The sequence below is a fragment of the Streptomyces sp. NPDC059909 genome (assembly GCF_042730885.1).
GTDB lineage: Bacteria > Actinomycetota > Actinomycetes > Streptomycetales > Streptomycetaceae > Streptomyces.
In genome coordinates this window covers 1-16,745 of record NZ_JBHWKX010000042.1, presented here as the reverse complement: position 1 = coordinate 16,745, position 16,745 = coordinate 1, and the positions used below count along the sequence as shown (strand labels likewise).

12 protein-coding genes and 2 pseudogenes are annotated in these 16,745 nt (G+C 68.6%); 7 read left to right on the top strand and 7 right to left on the bottom strand.

All coding sequences use genetic code 11. The annotated features are described in order from the left end of the window. Positions 1-33: 33 nt before the first annotated feature. The 4 genes from ACFV9O_RS25855 to ngcE form a co-directional block, all read right to left on the bottom strand. Positions 34-1,233 (bottom strand): ROK family protein, encoded by a 1,200-nt coding sequence (locus tag ACFV9O_RS25855; protein ID WP_385421631.1) that lies wholly within the window; start codon positions 1,231-1,233, stop codon positions 34-36. Positions 1,234-1,400: 167 nt separating this feature from the next. Next, complete coding sequence (locus ACFV9O_RS25850) at positions 1,401-2,339, bottom strand: carbohydrate ABC transporter permease (RefSeq protein WP_385421629.1); 939 nt, start codon at positions 2,337-2,339, stop codon at positions 1,401-1,403. A 15-nt stretch (positions 2,340-2,354) separates the two neighbouring features. Further along, on the bottom strand, positions 2,355-3,287 hold the full coding sequence (locus ACFV9O_RS25845; protein ID WP_385421628.1) for a carbohydrate ABC transporter permease: 933 nt from the start codon (positions 3,285-3,287) through the stop codon (positions 2,355-2,357). 31 nt (positions 3,288-3,318) lie between these two features. Next, on the bottom strand, positions 3,319-4,752 hold the full coding sequence (gene ngcE, locus ACFV9O_RS25840; protein ID WP_385421626.1) for an N-acetylglucosamine/diacetylchitobiose ABC transporter substrate-binding protein: 1,434 nt from the start codon (positions 4,750-4,752) through the stop codon (positions 3,319-3,321). Between the two features lie 507 nt (positions 4,753-5,259). On the opposite strand from ngcE, the gene ACFV9O_RS25835 reads away from it, so the two are divergent. After that, positions 5,260-9,126 (top strand): GH92 family glycosyl hydrolase, encoded by a 3,867-nt coding sequence (locus ACFV9O_RS25835; RefSeq protein WP_385421625.1) that lies wholly within the window; start codon positions 5,260-5,262, stop codon positions 9,124-9,126. A 138-nt stretch (positions 9,127-9,264) separates the two neighbouring features. On the opposite strand, the gene ACFV9O_RS25830 is transcribed toward ACFV9O_RS25835, so the two are convergent. After that, positions 9,265-9,963, bottom strand: a complete 699-nt coding sequence (locus ACFV9O_RS25830; RefSeq protein WP_385421624.1) for an NADPH-dependent F420 reductase — start codon at positions 9,961-9,963, stop codon at positions 9,265-9,267. Between the two features lie 169 nt (positions 9,964-10,132). Here ACFV9O_RS25830 and ACFV9O_RS25825 point away from each other — a divergent pair, with 169 nt between their 5' ends. The 4 genes and pseudogenes from ACFV9O_RS25825 to ACFV9O_RS25810 form a co-directional block, all read left to right on the top strand. Continuing rightward, a complete protein-coding gene (locus tag ACFV9O_RS25825) occupies positions 10,133-11,155 on the top strand; it encodes an alcohol dehydrogenase catalytic domain-containing protein (protein WP_385421622.1) in 1,023 nt (340 codons plus the stop codon). Between the two features lie 132 nt (positions 11,156-11,287). Then, positions 11,288-12,067 carry a crotonase/enoyl-CoA hydratase family protein gene (locus tag ACFV9O_RS25820; protein ID WP_385421620.1) on the top strand — a complete coding sequence of 260 codons (780 nt, stop codon included), beginning with the start codon at positions 11,288-11,290 and terminating at the stop codon, positions 12,065-12,067. 285 nt (positions 12,068-12,352) lie between these two features. Beyond that, positions 12,353-13,360: pseudogene (locus tag ACFV9O_RS25815) on the top strand (amino acid permease); the annotation flags it as partial. A 1-nt stretch (position 13,361) separates the two neighbouring features. Then, positions 13,362-14,201 (top strand): annotated as a pseudogene (locus ACFV9O_RS25810) (arginine deiminase family protein); the annotation flags it as partial. 60 nt (positions 14,202-14,261) lie between these two features. Here the strand turns inward: ACFV9O_RS25810 and ACFV9O_RS25805 are convergent. Beyond that, positions 14,262-14,732, bottom strand: a complete 471-nt coding sequence (locus ACFV9O_RS25805) for a MarR family winged helix-turn-helix transcriptional regulator (RefSeq protein WP_385421619.1) — start codon at positions 14,730-14,732, stop codon at positions 14,262-14,264. 96 nt (positions 14,733-14,828) lie between these two features. Here ACFV9O_RS25805 and ACFV9O_RS25800 point away from each other — a divergent pair, with 96 nt between their 5' ends. Then, entirely contained in the window at positions 14,829-15,176 is a 348-nt protein-coding gene (locus tag ACFV9O_RS25800; RefSeq protein ID WP_385421617.1) for a DoxX family protein, read from the top strand. A 177-nt stretch (positions 15,177-15,353) separates the two neighbouring features. Here the strand turns inward: ACFV9O_RS25800 and ACFV9O_RS25795 are convergent, their stop codons facing one another. Beyond that, on the bottom strand, positions 15,354-15,551 hold the full coding sequence (locus ACFV9O_RS25795; RefSeq protein WP_385421616.1) for an RICIN domain-containing protein: 198 nt from the start codon (positions 15,549-15,551) through the stop codon (positions 15,354-15,356). A 243-nt stretch (positions 15,552-15,794) separates the two neighbouring features. Here ACFV9O_RS25795 and ACFV9O_RS25790 point away from each other — a divergent pair, with 243 nt between their 5' ends. Next, positions 15,795-16,631, top strand: a complete 837-nt coding sequence (locus ACFV9O_RS25790) for an SDR family oxidoreductase (RefSeq protein ID WP_385421615.1) — start codon at positions 15,795-15,797, stop codon at positions 16,629-16,631. The last annotated feature ends 114 nt before the right edge of the window (positions 16,632-16,745 follow it).

The window sequence follows — 16,745 nt, the reverse complement described above, 5'->3', positions numbered from 1 at the left end:
CCTTAACGAGATGACAACGGTGCCATTCGTTATCTAAGTGAAGGCAGGCGCCCCGGCGGGGACCGAGCTGTCCAAAAGTGTCGAATCGCCCATCTCACTGAGTACCAATGCCAGCGCACCCAGCACCTCGGCCCGTCCGCCCAGCGCCCCCGGGAGGACGGAAAGCTGACGGGCCGCACTGGGAATCGCGTACCGGGACACCGACTCACGGATCGGTGCAAGTACCAATTCTCCCGCTTCGGCCAGATTTCCGCCCAGGACCACCCGGCTCGGATTGAGCAGGTTGCACAGGTTCGCCACACCGCTGCCGATGTGCCGCCCCACGTCGGCGATCACGCGGCGGCAGCCCGGGTCCCCCTCGCGCGCCAGCTGCACGACGCGCTCCATGGTCAGATCCGGGCCGTGGCTGGGCTGCAGCAGCGGCAGGACGTACCGGGCGGCCGCGAAGGTCTCCAGGCAGCCGCGGTTCCCGCAGCGGCAGACGGGCCCCGACTCGTCCAGCGTGATGTGCCCGATCTCCCCGGCCGTGCCGCCCGGCCCCCGGTAGATCTGGCCCCCTATGACCAGTCCGGCGCCGACGCCGCTGCCGACCTTGATGTACGCGAGGTCCCTGACCCCGCGCCCGCTCCCCCAGACCAGCTCGCCGAGCGCGCCGAGGTTGGCGTCGTTGTCCACGTACACGGGCACACCGAGCCGGCGGGAGAGCTCGTCACCGGGGTTGATCCCGGACCAGCCCGGGAGGATCGAGGTGGAGCCGAGCGTCCCCGACTCGACGTCGATCGGTCCCGGTACGCCGAGACCGACGCCGATCACCTTGTCCCGGCCGATCCCGGTCGTCTCGATCAGCCGCTTGACCAGCTGTTCCGCCCGGCCGAAGCCCTCTGCGGACGAGGCGTCGACATCCAGCGGCTCGGACTCCTCGGCGAGCACCTGGTGCGCGAGGTTGCCGAGGGCGACCCGCAGATGGGTGTGGCCGAAATCGACGCCGATGACGATGCCGGCGTCGCCGCTGAGGGAGACGCTGCGGGCGCGGCGGCCGCCGGACGACGTCGGGGTGACGTCGACCGTGCCGCCGTCCTTCAGTTCACGAACGATGTTGGACACCGTGGCGGCGGAGAGGCCCGTGCTCCTCGCGATCTCTGCCTGGGTGAGCGAACCGGCCATGCGTACAGCACGTACGACCCGCTCGAGATTGGCCCGATGCAGAGATGTCTGCGACCCAGGAGTCTCCATCGACTCACACACTCCCGCTCTTTACTCCAACATGTGAACTCTAAGGGGAGCCTTTCGGGCGCCTCCCCGTCAAGACCTGAGCAAGCGCGGAACCGCCCGCCGGCGATTCCGGCGGGCGGTGGGCGTGAGACGGCGAGGCGCGCCTCGGGCGGGTGCGGCAGGAGCGGCTACTTCAGCGTGCCCGCCGTGAGGCCGGCCTGGACCTGCCGCTGGAAGGAGAGGTAGACGACGACCACGGGAAGGATCGCCACCGTCATACCCGCGAAGATCACGGGCAGGTCGCCCGCGTACCCCTGCTGCTGGTTGAGCAGCACCAGGCCCTGCGTCAGCATCGAGCGGTCGGGATCGAAGCCGCTCTGCTGCTGCATGAGCACCAGCGGCAGGATGTACTGGTTCCACTGGCCGAGCAGATTGAAGATGCCCACGCTGATCAGGCCCGGCTTGGCCATCGGCACCATCACCTGGAAGAAGATCCGGGTGTGCGAGGCTCCGTCGATCACCGCCGCCTCGTGGATCGCGGTCGGCAGCGTCCGGAAGAACGCGTGCATGAAGAAGACGGTGAACGGCATGGAGTAGGCGACGTAGACCAGGATCAGTCCCTGGTACGTGTTGAGCATGCCGAGCTGTTTGACGAGGAAGTACAGCGGGATGAGCCCGAGGTACACCGGGAACATCGCGCCGGCGATGAAGAAGTAGTAGATGGCTCGGTTGCCCCGGAAGTTGTACCGGGCCAGCACATAGGCGCCCATCGATCCCAGCAGCATCGTCAGCGGCACGGAGAAGACCAGCACGATGACGGTGTTCAGGAAGTACGAGCCGATGTGGCCCTTGGTCCAGGCCCGCGAGAAGGCGTCGAAGTTCCAGTTGGAGGGCCAGGACCAGGAGCTGGCGCCGATCTCCGCGTCGGTCTTGAAGGAGCCGAGCAGGATCCAGATCAGCGGCAGGATGATCATCACGGCCCACAGGATGAGGAAGCCGTGCGAGAAGACGTTGAGGACCCTGCCCTCGTCGTCGCCGCCGCGTCCGCCGGCGGTCTGCTTGCCGGCGCCGCGCTGGGCCGGCACGGCGTCCTTGGTCACGCCGTCGATGGTCGGTGTAGTGGACATTCGCGTCTTCCCCGCTCAGTACTCGATGCGCTCGCGGCGGCTGGCCCGCAGCGTGACGACGGACAGGATCAGCGTGAGGAGAAGGATCACCACGCCCATGGCGCAGGCGTAGCCGCTCTTGCCGAACACCAGGAAGTTGCGCATGAGGTAGGTCGCCATCACCTCACTGCTGTGGTCGGGCCCGCCGCCGAAGCTGTTGCCCGGCGTCATGACCGAGATGAGTGCGAAGCAGTCCATGGCACTGATCGCGAGATAGACCCAGGAGGTCTGCACCGTGTCCCACAGCAGGGGCAGCGTCACTTTGAAGAAGGTCTGGGTGCGGCGGGCACCGTCGAGCAGTGCCGCCTCGTAGATCTCCTTGGGGATCGACTGCATGGCCGCCGAGAACAGGACGAGGTAGAAGCCCACGCCCCACCACAGGAGCACGAAGGCGACGCACCACAGCACCAGGTTGGGGGAGTTGAGCCACTCGACGGGCCTCTCCGGGTCCGAGATGCCGAGCTTGATCAGGGTGCCGTTGATGAGTCCGGCGACATCGCCGCGGTAGACCGCCCGCCAGAGGATGGCCAGGATGACCACCGACAGGACGTGCGGCAGGAAGAAGACGACCTTGTAGAGACCGGAGCCCCGGACACCCCGGATACCGGCCTCACCACCCCGCCCGCCCACGTTCACCATGAAGGCGAAGAAGAGGGCGAGCAGGATGGTGGCCAGGGGCAGGGCCAACAGGAGCAGGAAGTTGTTCCACAGTGCCTGGAGGAAGACGCTGTCGGAGAACAGCTCCGCGTAGTTGTCGAGACCGACGAAATTCATCTGCGCGGACTGCCCGCGCCAGTTCGTGAAGGAATATCCGAAGGTCTGGACGTACGGCCAGATCATGAAGATCAGATACAGGCCGAGCGGTCCGATCAGAAATCCGGCGACGAACCGGTTCTTGCCCTTGTGCATATGACTCTGCCCCTGGTCGCTGCGGGAACGGCTACGAACGCTTGTTGTTCTTGCTCGCCGGGTCCTTGGCGGCCTTGTCGACCGCGGCCTGGCACCGCTTGAGCCATTCCTTGGGCTGGATGCGCTTGGCCATCAGCTCGGCCGACGCCGTGCGGATGGACTCGTCCATCTCGCTGTACCAGTTGATGTAGTAGTAGTCGAACGTGTTGGCGCCGGCCGCCGCGACCGCGTCGACCGCGGACTTGGTGCCCGGCCGCAGCTGGACCGAGGTGTCCACGCCGTCCTTGACGATGGTCAGCGAGTTCGCCTGCTGGGCGAAGATCGTCGACCACTCCTTGGACAGCATCCGGCGGAGGAACTCGAGACCGCCGGCCTTGTTCTTCGCCTTCTCCGGGACGATGAACGGCTCGCCGGCGCCGGCCCGGATCGCCTCGAAGGGCAGCTTGCTGCCCGGCAGCAGCGGCATCGGCAGGAACTTCATGTCGAAGTCCGCGGGCGTCTGCTTCAGCTGCTCGTTCTCCAGCCAGGATCCCGAGGGGATGAAGACTGCCTTGCCCTTGTTCCAGGCGGTCTGCGACTCGATGTGGTCGAGCGAGTTGGTGCCCGGCATGAGCAGGCCCTTGTCGACGATCTCGTAGACCGCCTCGATGGACGCCTGAGCGGCCTCGCTGCCGACGAAGGCCTTCGGGTCGAGGTTGTCGATCGCCTTCATCGCGTCCAGACCGCCGGTCTTGGCGATCAGGTCCATGATCATGACGTTGATGTAGTACGGGTGCTTGCCCTGGTGGGCGAGACCGCCGATGCCGGCCTGCTTGGCCTCCTTCATGATGGCGAGGAAGTCGTCCCAGGTCTTCGGCACCTCCCAGCCCTTGTCCTTGAAGAGCTTGCCGGAGTACCAGACGCCCCAGACGGTGTAGATGTAGTTCAGCGAGTACATCTTGCCGTCGAAGTTGCCCTTCTCGGCGGTGCCCGGGATCAGGATGTCCCGGACCTTCTTCGACGGGTCGTCGTACGCCGGGGCGTCGAGCAGCTCCTCGAGGTTGGCCAGCTGGCCGTCCTTGTAGAGGGTGTCGAGCTTGATCTGCTGGGCGCCGGAGTTGTCGATGACGTCCGGCGGGTTGCCACCGACGAAGCGGGGCTGGAGCTTGCCGGTGATCTCCTGGGTGCCCAGGTGGGAGACGTTGCCGCCCCAGGTCTTCTTGTACTCCTTCTCCCACTCGATGGCGTACTGGTCGCCGAAGCCACCCTTGAAGATGACGACGTCGAGGACACCGTTCTTGGCGACGCCGAACGGGTTCTCCTTGGTCACCTCACCCTTCTGCTTGGACTGATCGTCGCCGCTGCTGCTGGCGCAGGCGGACAGGAAACTCATCGTCGGAACGGAGATCAGGCCCAGTACGGCGGAACGCTTGATCAGATCGCGACGGCTGAGGCCCTCATTGTTGTGGGCGGAGGTGGATCCCATGCTCAAGTCCTCGCCTTCTCCAGGACTCAGGCGGTGTACCGGTCGCCCGTCCTTCTCGCCTTAGGCGAAGGGCCCCGCCACCGCGGTCATTTGCTGAAGCTCGGGTTGTACAGAGGTGGTTCACAGGTGGATCAGAGGTGCTGTGGCGGAACGGAAGTTCCGCGCGGGAAAGTCAAAGATCCCGACGTCCGCGCCGCCCCCCATCCCCGGCCCGCCCGCCGTGTCGATACGGCAAGTCGGACGCCGACAGGTATAGTCCACTTCCCGCCAAGGGAGCAAGATCGAAAGCAAGGTTCGACTGCAAGCTTTCCCGAGTTGAGACCTCACGAACGGGAGAACACCGTTCGAGTGCATTCCACCGGCAGAATCTCATCGAAACGGCTGATACCGAGCGCACGACACCGCCAACACCCTTGACACCACGGAGCACTTGCCTCCCTACTGGATCCTGCGCCATGCGCATGACAACGTTGTCCAGCATCGCTTCGGTGGGAGGAAAGGCTCGGTATGCAGCCCAGACCAAGCCCTCGACACAGACAAGCCCGCACGGCCGCCCTGGTGGCGGCCGCTTCCCTGTTGGTGGCGGCGGGGCAATCGGCCGCCGTCGCACTCCCCTCCCAACCCGCCGCACCGGCCACGGAATTCACGACGTCGTTCGAGGCCGACGAAGCCCAACCCGATTGGCGCAATACCGTCGAAACAGGGCCCGACGGAAAGAAGCGGTCATCAGGGGTCGACGGCGGCTTCGTCTCCGGCATACCCGGAAATGTGACGGACAAGGTCGTCGAACTGCGCGCAAGCGGCGAAAACGCGGGCGCCGGTGAGACCAAGGAGAATCTGGTCGATCTCCAGCCGTCCACCAAATGGCTGGCTTTCACCCCCACGGCCTGGGTCGAGTTCGACACGGACGCCCCGGTCAAGGTCGTCACCTACGCACTGACGTCGGCGAACGACTTCGACACCCGCGACCCCAGGGACTGGACCCTCAAGGGCTCGGCGGACGGCAAGGACTGGAAGGTCCTGGACACCCGCGAGGGCCAGAGCTTCGAGAAGCGCTTCGAGACGAAGACGTACGACATCGAGGCCGCGAACGCCGACGCGTACGCCCACTACCGGCTGGAGATCACCGCGAACAACGGCGCGTCGGACATCGTCCAGCTCGCCGACGTCCAGTTCTCCGACGGCGACACGAGCGCCCCCGTGCCGGAGGACATGCGCAGCCACGTCGACCGGGGCCCGGCCGGCTCCCCCACGGCGAAGGCCAACGCCGGCTTCACCGGGAAGCGCGCCCTGAGGTACGCGGGCTCGCACAAGCCGGACGGCCGCGCCTACTCGTACAACAAGGTCTTCGACGTCGACACGGTCGTGGGGCGGGACACTGAGCTGTCGTACCGGATCTACCCGTCGCTGCCGGAGACGGACCTCAACTACCCCGCCACGAACGTGTCGGTCGATCTCGCCTTCACGGACGGCACCTATCTGAGTGATCTCCGGGCGGTCGACTCGCACGGCGGGCTGCTGACGCCGCAGGGCCAGGGCGCCGCCAAGCGGCTCTACGTCAACCAGTGGAACCAGGTGGCGTCCCGGATCGGCTCGGTCGCGGCCGGGCGGACGGTGGACCGGATCCTGGTGGCGTACGACTCCCCCAAGGGGCCGGCGAAGTTCCAGGGCTGGATCGACGACATCCGTATCGCCCCCAAGGCGCCCGAGAAGCGGCTCGCGCATCTGTCGGACTATGCGTCGACCGTCCGCGGCACCCACTCCAGCGGCTCGTTCTCGCGCGGCAACACCTTCCCGGCGACCGCGGTCCCGCACGGCTTCAACTTCTGGACGCCGGTCACCAACGCCGCCTCGCTGAGCTGGCTGTACGAGTACTCCCGCGCCAACAATGCGGACAATCTGCCCACCGTGCAGGCGTTCAGCGCCAGCCACGAGCCGAGCCCCTGGATGGGCGACCGACAGACCTTCCAGCTGATGCCGTCCGTCGCGGAGGGCACCCCGGATCCGTCGCGCACCGCCCGCGCCCTTCCCTTCCGCCACGAGAAGGAGATCGCCCGCCCGCACTACTACGGCGTGACGTTCGAGAACGGGCTGAAGGCGGAGATCGCCCCCACGGACCATGCCGCCATGATGCGGTTCACCTATCCCGGTGAGAACGCGGCGGTGCTCTTCGACAACGTCACCGACCAGGCCGGGCTCACCCTCGACCCGGAGACCAGCTCCTTCACGGGCTACTCCGACGTCAAGAGCGGCCTCTCCACGGGCGCCACCCGGCTCTTCGTGTACGGCGTCTTCGACGCGCCCGTCACCTCGTCCGCCGCGCAGGGTGTCAAGGGCCATCTGCGCTTCGACGCCGGTTCGGACCGTACGGTGACATTGCGCATTGCCACGTCACTGATCAGCATCGACCAGGCGAAGAAGAACCTCTCCGCCGAGATCCCGGCGTCGGCCGGCTTCGGCGGGATCAAGGACCGGGCGCAGAACGCCTGGGACGACATCCTCGGCCGGGTCGAGGTCGAGGGAGCCACCCACGACCAGCTGGTCACCCTCTACTCGTCGCTCTACCGGCTGTACCTGTACCCGAACTCGGGCTTCGAGAAGGTCGACGGCAAGGACAAGTACGCCAGCCCGTTCTCGCCACAGACCGGACCCGACACCCCGACCCACACCGGCGCGAAGATCGTCGACGGCAGGGTGTACGTCAACAACGGGTTCTGGGACACCTACCGGACGACCTGGCCCGCGTACTCCTTCCTCACCCCGAAGAAGGCGGGCGAGCTCGTCGACGGCTTCGTGCAGCAGTACAAGGACGGCGGCTGGATCTCCCGCTGGTCGTCCCCCGGCTACGCCGACCTGATGACCGGCACCTCGTCGGACGTGGCCTTCGCCGACGCGTACGTCAAGGGCGTGCGCGGCTTCGACGCGGAGGCGGCGTACGAGGCCGCGCTGAAGAACGCGACGGTCGCACCGCCGACCCGGGGCGTGGGCCGCAAGGGCATGGAGACCTCGCCCTTCCTCGGCTATGCGTCCACCGAGACGCACGAGGGCCTGTCCTGGTCGCTGGAGGGCTATCTCAACGACTACGGCCTGTCGAAGATGGCCGACGCCCTCTACGCCAAGACCAAGAAGACGCGCTACAAGGAGGAGTCGGCGTACTTCCTCAACCGGGCCCGCAACTACGTCGCACTCTTCGACTCCAAGGCCGGCTTCTTCCAGGGCCGGGACCTGAAGGGCGACTGGCGGGTGCCGTCGGGGCAGTTCGACCCCCGCGTCTGGGGCTACGACTACACCGAGACGAACGGCTGGGGCTACGCCTTCACCGCGCCCCAGGACTCGCGCGGCCTGGCCAATCTGTACGGCGGCCGCTCGGCGCTCGGCAAGAAGCTGGACACCTACTTCGCCACCCCGGAGACGGCGTCGCCCGAGTTCGTCGGCTCGTACGGCAGTGTCATCCATGAGATGACGGAGGCCCGGGACGTACGGATGGGCATGTACGGGCACTCCAACCAGGTCGCCCACCATGTCACCTACATGTACAACGCGGCCTCGCAACCCTGGAAGACCCAGGAGAAGGTGCGCGAGGTGCTCTCCCGCCTCTACACCGGCAGCGAGATCGGGCAGGGCTACCACGGCGACGAGGACAACGGCGAGCAGTCCGCCTGGTACCTCTTCTCCGCGCTCGGCTTCTATCCGCTCGTGATGGGCAGCGGCGAGTACGCGATCGGCTCGCCGCTCTTCACGAAGGCCACCGTGCATCTGGAGAACGGCCGGGAGCTGGTGGTCGAGGCCCCGAAGAACAGCTCGCGCAACATCTATGTGCAGGGCCTGAAGGTGAACGGCTCGTCCTGGAACTCCACCGCGCTGCCGCACGCACTGCTCGCTCGCGGCGGCACGCTGGAGTTCGCCATGGGGCCGAAGCCGTCGAGCTGGGGCACGGGCAAGGACGCCGCGCCCGTCTCGGTCACCAAGGACGACAAGGTGCCCTCGCCCCGCCAGGACGTGATCGCCGGCACGGGGCCGCTCTTCGACAACTCCTCCGCCACGGAAGGGGAGTTGCCCGAGGGGGCGTCGGCGGCGCTGGACCTGCCGGTGCCGGGTGCGGTGCGGGCCGTCCAGTACACGCTGACCTCGTCGGCCCGGGACCGGGCTCCGACGGGCTGGGTACTCCAGGGCTCGGACGACGGGCAGAAGTGGACGGCGCTGGACGAGCGGAAGGGCGAGTCGTTCGCGTGGGCCCGGCAGACGCGGGTCTTCACGATCGCCGAGCCCGGCTCCTACCGGCACTACCGGCTTGTGCCGAGCGGTGCTGCGGCGCAGGCGCCCGCACAGCTGTCCGAGATCGAGCTGCTGGCCACGCGTGGAGCAGGTGGTTAGCGGCCGATTACCGTCGGTGGTTATCCAGGAGTCGTGGGGGGGGGGCGCGCGGGGAGGGGAAAAGCCCCCCCCCCCCCCCCCCCCGGGTCCACCCCTGTGCGTGGGGGCCGGGGACCCGCGTGGGGATCGCGTCCGGTGTCAGCCGGTGGGGCGGACCGCCGCCGCCAGGGCCGCGCGGAGCGTCGCGACATCGGCGGGCCGGCCCTGGTCGTCCACGGAGACGCCGAGGCCCTGCGGGTTCTTCGCGTACGGGACGACGTAGGCCGGGGCGTCGCGCTGGAAGCGCCAGCTGCCGGCGAGTTCGCCGGCGTCGACTGCGTCGTAGCCCAGCCGGTCGAGGAGTTCGGCGGCGGAGGCCTTCGCCGCCGGGTCGTCGCCGGCGATGGGCAGGGCCGAGCGGTCGGGGGCGCCGGCGGGGCGTGCGAGGGCGGCCAGATGGCGGAAGTAGATGTTGTTGAACACCTTGACGACCCGCGACTCCGGGAGATGGCGCTGCAGCAGAGCGCTGGTGGTGGTCTCCTCCGCGTCCAGTTCGGGGATCCGCCCGTCGCGTTCGGGGTAGTAGTTGTTCGTGTCCAGGACGATCTTGCCCGTCAGTGGGGCGACCGGGACCGCGCGGTAGTTCTTCAGCGGGATGCTGACCACCACCCAGTCACCGGCGGCCGCCGCCACCTCGGGAGTGGCGGCGCGGGCCCGGGGTCCGAGTTCCGCCACGAGGTCGGACAGGGTCTTTGGCCCACGGGAGTTGCTGAGCACCACGTTCAGACCTGCGGCCACGCCGAGTCGCGCCAGCGTGCTGCCGATGTTTCCGCTGCCTATCAGTCCAAGGGTTGCCATGGAGGCGAGAACCGGGGGTCCTGCGCCGGTATTCCCCCGGCCGCCGGCCGGTCCACACCGGGCGGGACGGGCGTGGCGGCAAGCGACGACCCGTTCCCGCGCGCGCGATCGGACCGGAGCTGGTGTGCTGGTAGAGGCAGACCGTAGGGCCGGTATCCGGGAGATTCAGATGAGCACCCACAAAGTCGCGCAGGTGGCCGCCGCGTCCGAGCCGTTCGAGATCGTTGAGCGTGAGGTGCCCACGCCGGGCCCCGCGCACGTACGGATCGCCGTGGACGCCTGCGGGATCTGCCACAGCGACGCAGGACTCGTCACCGCCGCGTTCCCCGGAGTCCGGTTCCCGCTGGTCCCCGGCCATGAGATCGCCGGCCGCATCGAGGAGCTCGGCGAGGGAACGCAGAGCCAGTGGCAGGTGGGCGACCGGGTGGCAGTGGGCTGGTTCGGCGGCAGCTGCCTGCACTGCACACCTTGCCGACAGGGCGACTTCATGATGTGCGTGAACCTGAAGGTGCCCGGCTGGGCCTACGACGGCGGCTTCGCCGAGAACGTGATCGCACCCGTCGACGCCCTGGCCCGTATCCCCGAGGCGCTGGAGGCGGCCGATGCGGCGCCCCTGGCCTGCGCCGGAGTGACCGTGTACAACGGCCTGCGGCGCAGCTCCGCCCGGCCCGGCGACCTGGTCGCCGTGCTCGGCATCGGAGGCCTGGGACACCTCGGCGTGCAGTACGCGGCCGCCATGGGCTTCGAGACCGTGGCCATCGCCCGCGGCACCGGCAAGGCGGACTTCGCCGCGAAGCTCGGCGCGCACCACTACGTCGACAGCACCGCGGACACCTCCGTCGCCGATGCCCTGAAGGCACTCGGCGGCGCCAAGGCCATCATGGCCACCGCCGCCAGCTCCGACGCCATCACCGCGACCGTGGACGGACTGTCCCACCGCGGCGAGCTGATCGTCGTCGGCCTGGACGCCGAGCCACTGGGAATCAGCCCCATCCAACTGATCATCAGCGGCCTCATCGTCCGCGGACACCAGGCCGGCACCGCGCAGGACGTCCAGGACACCATGGCCTTCAGTGCCCACCACGGGATCCGCGCGATGACCGAAACCCGGCCGCTCGACCAGGTGGACGAGGCCTACCAGAAGATGATGTCCGGCGCCGCCCGGTTCCGCATGGTGCTCACCACCGGCTGACCTCGCACGTGCGCCGAGCCCCTCCCGCAGTCGTGTACTTCATCGACGGTGCACCCGTCGCTACGATGCCGTACCCCGGGCGGGCAAGATCGTTCGCCCGGCCCGGCGAGACCCTGTCTGGGAGGGCGAGCGATGAGTGACAACCCCGCCGTGCGGATCGAGCGCGACGGCCCCGTGTTCACGGTCGTCCTCGGCCGGCCCGAGGTGCGCAACGCCGTCGACGGCCCTATGGCCGCCCAACTCGCCGATGCATTCCAGGAGTTCGACGGCGACGACGACGCGGCCGTGGCCGTCCTGTGGGGCGAGGGCGGCACCTTCTGTGCCGGAGCCGACCTCAAGGGCATCGGCACCGAGCGCGCCAACCAGGTGCTGCCCGATGGCGACGGCCCGATGGGACCCACCCGGATGCGACTGAGCAAGCCCGTCATCGCCGCGGTGTCGGGGCACGCGGTCGCCGGGGGCCTGGAACTGGCCCTCTGGTGCGATCTGCGGGTCGCCGAGGAGGACGCGGTCTTCGGGGTGTTCTGCCGCCGCTGGGGCGTGCCCCTGGTGGACGGCGGTACGGTGCGGCTGCCGCGCCTGATCGGGGAGAGCCGCGCGATGGACATGATCCTCACCGGCCGGCCCGTACCGGCCGCGGAGGCGTACGACATCGGCCTCGCCAACCGCCTCGTCCCGACCGGTGAAGCCCGCACGGCGGCGGAGCGGCTCGCCCGCGAGATCGCGGCGTTCCCACAGCTGTGCCTGCGCCATGACCGCCTCTCCGTACGCGAGCAGCACGGGCTGAGCGAGCAGGAGGCCCTGGCCGCCGAGCACCGGCACGGCATGGTCCCGCTGACCGCGGGGGAGACCCTGTCGGGCGCCGGCCGGTTCGCGGGCGGTGCGGGCCGGCACGGTTCGTTCACGGACTGAACCCACAAGGCTGCCCCCAAGGCGACCCTGGAGAGCTGAGCCTCATCCGGGGCGCCGGCCCGATCACCTGTTCGGCGGATCCGTTCTTCAGCGTCTCCAGCTCCTGCGGGAGACGCTGAAGAACGGGCTGTTCCTGATCGTGTTCGCCGGCGCGGGCCCGTTCTGAACGGGCTCTCCGGCACCACCTGCCTCACGATCGAAGGGTCCGGCACGGCCGCGGCCGTGCCGGACCGAGCGCCTGCGGGCCGCTGTCCGCGCGCCCCGATCCACAGGAGCAGACACGTCATGACGCAGGCCGACACCACCAAGGAATCAGCGCCGGCTGTAGAGCTGACCCTGATCACGCTGACGGCGATGGTCGTCGGCTCCATGGTGGGCGCGGGTGTGTTCTCGCTGCCGCGGCGGTTCGCCCAGGAAACGGGCGTCGCCGGTGCGCTGATCGCGTGGGCGATCGCCGGCACCGGCATGCTGATGCTCGCGTTCGTCTTCCAGAGTCTCGCGGTGCGCAGGCCCGATCTCGACGCCGGCGTCTACGCCTATGCCAAGGCCGGTTTCGGCGAATACCTCGGCTTCTTCTCCGCGTTCGGGTACTGGGCGAGCGCATGCGTCGGCAACGTCACCTACTGGGTGCTGATCATGTCGACGATCGGTGCCGTCTGGCCGGCACTCGGGGATGGTGACACCCTCCTCGCCGCGGCTCTGTCGACCGTAGGACTGTGGGCGTTCTTCCTGCTGATCCGGCGTGGGGTCAAGGAAGCCACGGCGATCAACAAGATCGTCACGGTCGCCAAGGTCGTCCCCATCCTGATCTTCATCATCATCGCCCTGTTCTGTCTGGACACGCAGGTCTTCGCGGAGAACTGGGGCGGTGCCGATTACGCGGGCTCGCTGTTCAACCAGGTCCGCGGCACCATGCTGGCCACGGTGTTCGTCTTCCTCGGCGTCGAGGGCGCCAGCGTCTACTCGCGCCACGCCAAGCGGCGCGAGGACGTCGGACGGGCGACCCTGCTGGGCTTCCTGAGCGTCTTCGCCGTCTTCGCGTCGGTGACCATCGTGTCGTACGGCGTCCTGCCGATGAGCGAGATCGCCGAGCTGCGCCAGCCGTCGATGGCCGGGGTCCTGGAGGCCGCGGTCGGTCCGTGGGGCAACGTCTTCGTCAGCGCCGGTCTGATCATCTCCGTACTCGGCGCCTACCTCGCATGGACGCTCATGGCCGCCGAGGTGTTGTTCGTGGCGGCGAAGGACGACGACATGCCCCGCTTCCTGGGCCGCGTGAGCTCCGCCGACGTTCCCGACCGGCTACGTCGCCCTCGCCATGGAGTCCACGGGCATCCGCGAGTACCTCATGCCCCCGCTGCCGAACACGCTCTACACAGGTGACACGACGTGCTGGCTGTACGGCGGTGTGACGCTCAACCCGCTGTACTGGCCGGCGCGTCACGACGAGACGCTGCTGATGCAGGCCGTCTACCGGTTCCATCCCGACTTCGCCGGGGACACCGTGTGGTGGGGCGACCCGGAACGGGACTGGGGGCCGGCGACGTTCGAGGGCGGCGACATCATGCCGGTCGGCAACAAGGTCGTCCTCATGGGCATGAGCGAACGCACCTCCCGGCAGGCGATCACCCAGGTCGCGGCCGCGCTCTTCGAGAACGGAGCCGCCGAGCAGGTCGTCGTCGCCGGCATGCCCAAGCTGCGGTCCGCGATGCACCTCGACACCGTCTTCACGTTCGTCGACCGTGACATCGTCACCCTGTACCCGAAGATCATGGACGGTGTTCACACGTTCACGCTGCGGCCCGGCGAGAAGGCGCCCGGCGTCGACATCACCGACGAGGGCTCCCGCCCGTTCGTGGACGTGGTCGCCAAGGCCCTCGGGCTGCCGGAGCTCCGGGTCATCGAGACCGGCGGCGACGTCTACGAGTCCGAACGGCAGCAGTGGGACAGCGGCAACAACGCCGTCGCCCTGGAACCGGGCGTGGTCTTCACGTACGACCGGAACACACGGACCCACACGCTGCTGCGCAAGGCCGGGGTCGAGGTCATCACCATCGTCGGCGCGGAACTCGGCCGGGGGCGCGGCGGCGGACACTGCATGACCTGCCCGCTCATCCGCGAGCCCGTGACCTTCTGACCCCCGGGCGGCCGGGCACCCGTTCCGGCGATGGCGGCCGGCCCGCGCACGGCTCCTCCCTCATTCCCCGCAGGTGAAGTCCTCGGCGGAGGTCCGGAGTCTGCCCAGAAGCCTGCGGAGCGTGGCGACGTCGCGGTCGGTGAGATCGGCGACGAGCTCGCGTTCCATCGTCTCGAGCGCCGTGTCGGTCGTGCGGAGGCGTTCGGTGCCCTCGGGGGTGATCTCGACGATGTGGCGGCGGCGGTCGCCGGGATCGCGGCGGCGCCGGACGAGGCCGTCGGTCTCGAGGTCGTTGAGCAGCCCGACGACGACGCTCGGATCCACGGCGAGCCACTCGATCAGGGCCTTCTGGGTCACCGGCCCGTCCGCCAGGTGCATCAGCGTCATCGCTTGCCGTGGCGTGAGCCCGGTGGCGCCGAGGGCTTTGCGTATCAAGGTGTCGGTGATGCCGCCGTGCCAGGCGAGGAGAAACCCAAGCCGGTCCACCGGCGGCCCCCCAGCCTGAGCTGCGTCTTCTTCCTGCGCTGCCATGCCCGTACCGTAGCAGCCCCTCCATTGCGGAGCGATCTCAATGATTGATAGTGTCCAATGGTCTAAGGTATCCATCATTGAGTCTCTGGAGACATCATGTTCGTCGCGTACGCAGTCGTCGGCAGCCTCCTCGCCCTGGTGCTGGTCGCCTCGGCCACGTTCACCTTCACGCGGAACCCGGCCGTCGTGGCCAGCATGGGCAAGGCGGGCGTCCCCGACTCCTGGTTCCCGCGGCTCGCCACCCTCAAGGCCGCCGGGGCGGTGGGCCTGCTGGCCGGGCTCGCGGTGCCGTTCATCGGGGTGGCCGCCGCGATCGGCGTGGTGCTCTACTTCATCGGCGCGGCCATCATGCACGTGCGGGCCAAGGACTACGCGCTGGCGGTGCCGGTCGTCCTGGCCGTCATGGCTGCCGCGGCGCTGGTGCTCCGGATCGCCTCGGCCTGAGCGGACGACTGCGTTCAGGTGCCTCCGGGCCTGGTGGCCACGCCCCCGAATCGCGCACAGCAGGGGGCGGGCCGTGCCGGAACCGGAGGCGATGCCCCACGACGGGGCCGACGAGAACGGCCGGGATCGGGGACCTGGGCAACGAACGAAATCGTGGATCCGGGATCTGTGAGCCGGTCAGGCCGGAGTCGCCCAGCGCTGGTTCGCCCCGCCGTGCCAGTCCCGGACGATCAGCTTCGTACCGTCCGCGGTACCGCCGTCCGCGGCGTCCAGGCACTTGCCCGTCTGCGTGTTGACCAGGGCCTCACCGGTGCGTTGCCACTTCTGTGCCGCCGAGCCGTTGCAGGTCCTCAGCTGTACGTCGCTGCCGCTCACCGCCGTATGTCGACGCACTTGCCGCCGGGGGTGGTGATCCGGTCTCGTCGAAAGGATCGCGCCCACGCAGAGCGCTCTGGCACGGAGCATGTGTGCCTCCTCCTCGAAGGGAACCTGGATGACATGTCCACAGCGGAAGGGTGGGGCCAGGCGCGGCCGGGGAGGCATGGACTTACCGCGCGGGCAGATGGACTCTTTGCGGGCCGACTTGACGGTGTGTCAGAAAGTTACGACCGTACGGGGATGACGTCATCACCGGCACTCGACGGCCGGGCGGCCCTGGTCACCGGAGCCTCCCGGGGGATCGGTCTCGCCACGGCGCAGGCCCTGGGCGAGGCGGGAGCGATGGTCTGCGTCACCGCGCGTGATCCGGGGGGAGTGGCCGCGGCCGTGGACCGGCTCGCCGACGCCGGTGTCCGCGCGGTCGGCTGCGCCGGCTCGGTCGCGGACCCCGCACACCTTCAGGCGTGCACGGAGCGTGCGCTGCGGGAGTTCGGCCGCCTCGACATCCTCGTCAACAACGCCGCGACCAACGCCCCGTTCGGCCCGCTGATGGGTGCCGACCCCGACCTCTGGCGGGACGCCTTCACGGTGAATGTGGAGGCGCCCCTGCGCCTGACCCAGCTCGCCTGGCGAGTCTGGATGCACGAGCACGGCGGCGCGGTCGTCAACATCTGCACCGAGGGCACGCACGGCGTTGGCCCCAACGTCGGCGCGTACGGCACGAGCAAGGCGGCCCTGCTGCACCTGACCCGCCAGCTCGCGGGTGAACTGGCGCCCGGAGTACGGGTGAACGCGGTCTCACCGGGGCTGGTGCGCACCGAGATGGCCCGATTCGTCTGGGAGCGGGCCGAGGAGCGGATCGCACAGAGCCTGCCCCTGGCCCGCATCGGCGAGCCGGGGGACGTGGCGCGGGCGGTGCTGTGGCTGGTCTCCGACGAGGCGGAGTGGGTCACCGGTGCGGACCTGGTCGTGGACGGCGGTACGAGGGTGCGCGCGGCCGGCGGCGCAGACGCAGGGGTCACCTCGTATGCCGTGCACGACGCCCTGGCGAACGCCGGCAAACCTGACGCCATCTGAGCTTGGCGTTTAACGTCGTCGGTCACCCGACCTGCTGATCTGCGGTTCTTTCCGAGACAGCGGTGGCGGCCGTTCTCCACGCTTCGAGATGTCGAGTCACGAAGTACAAGAGAA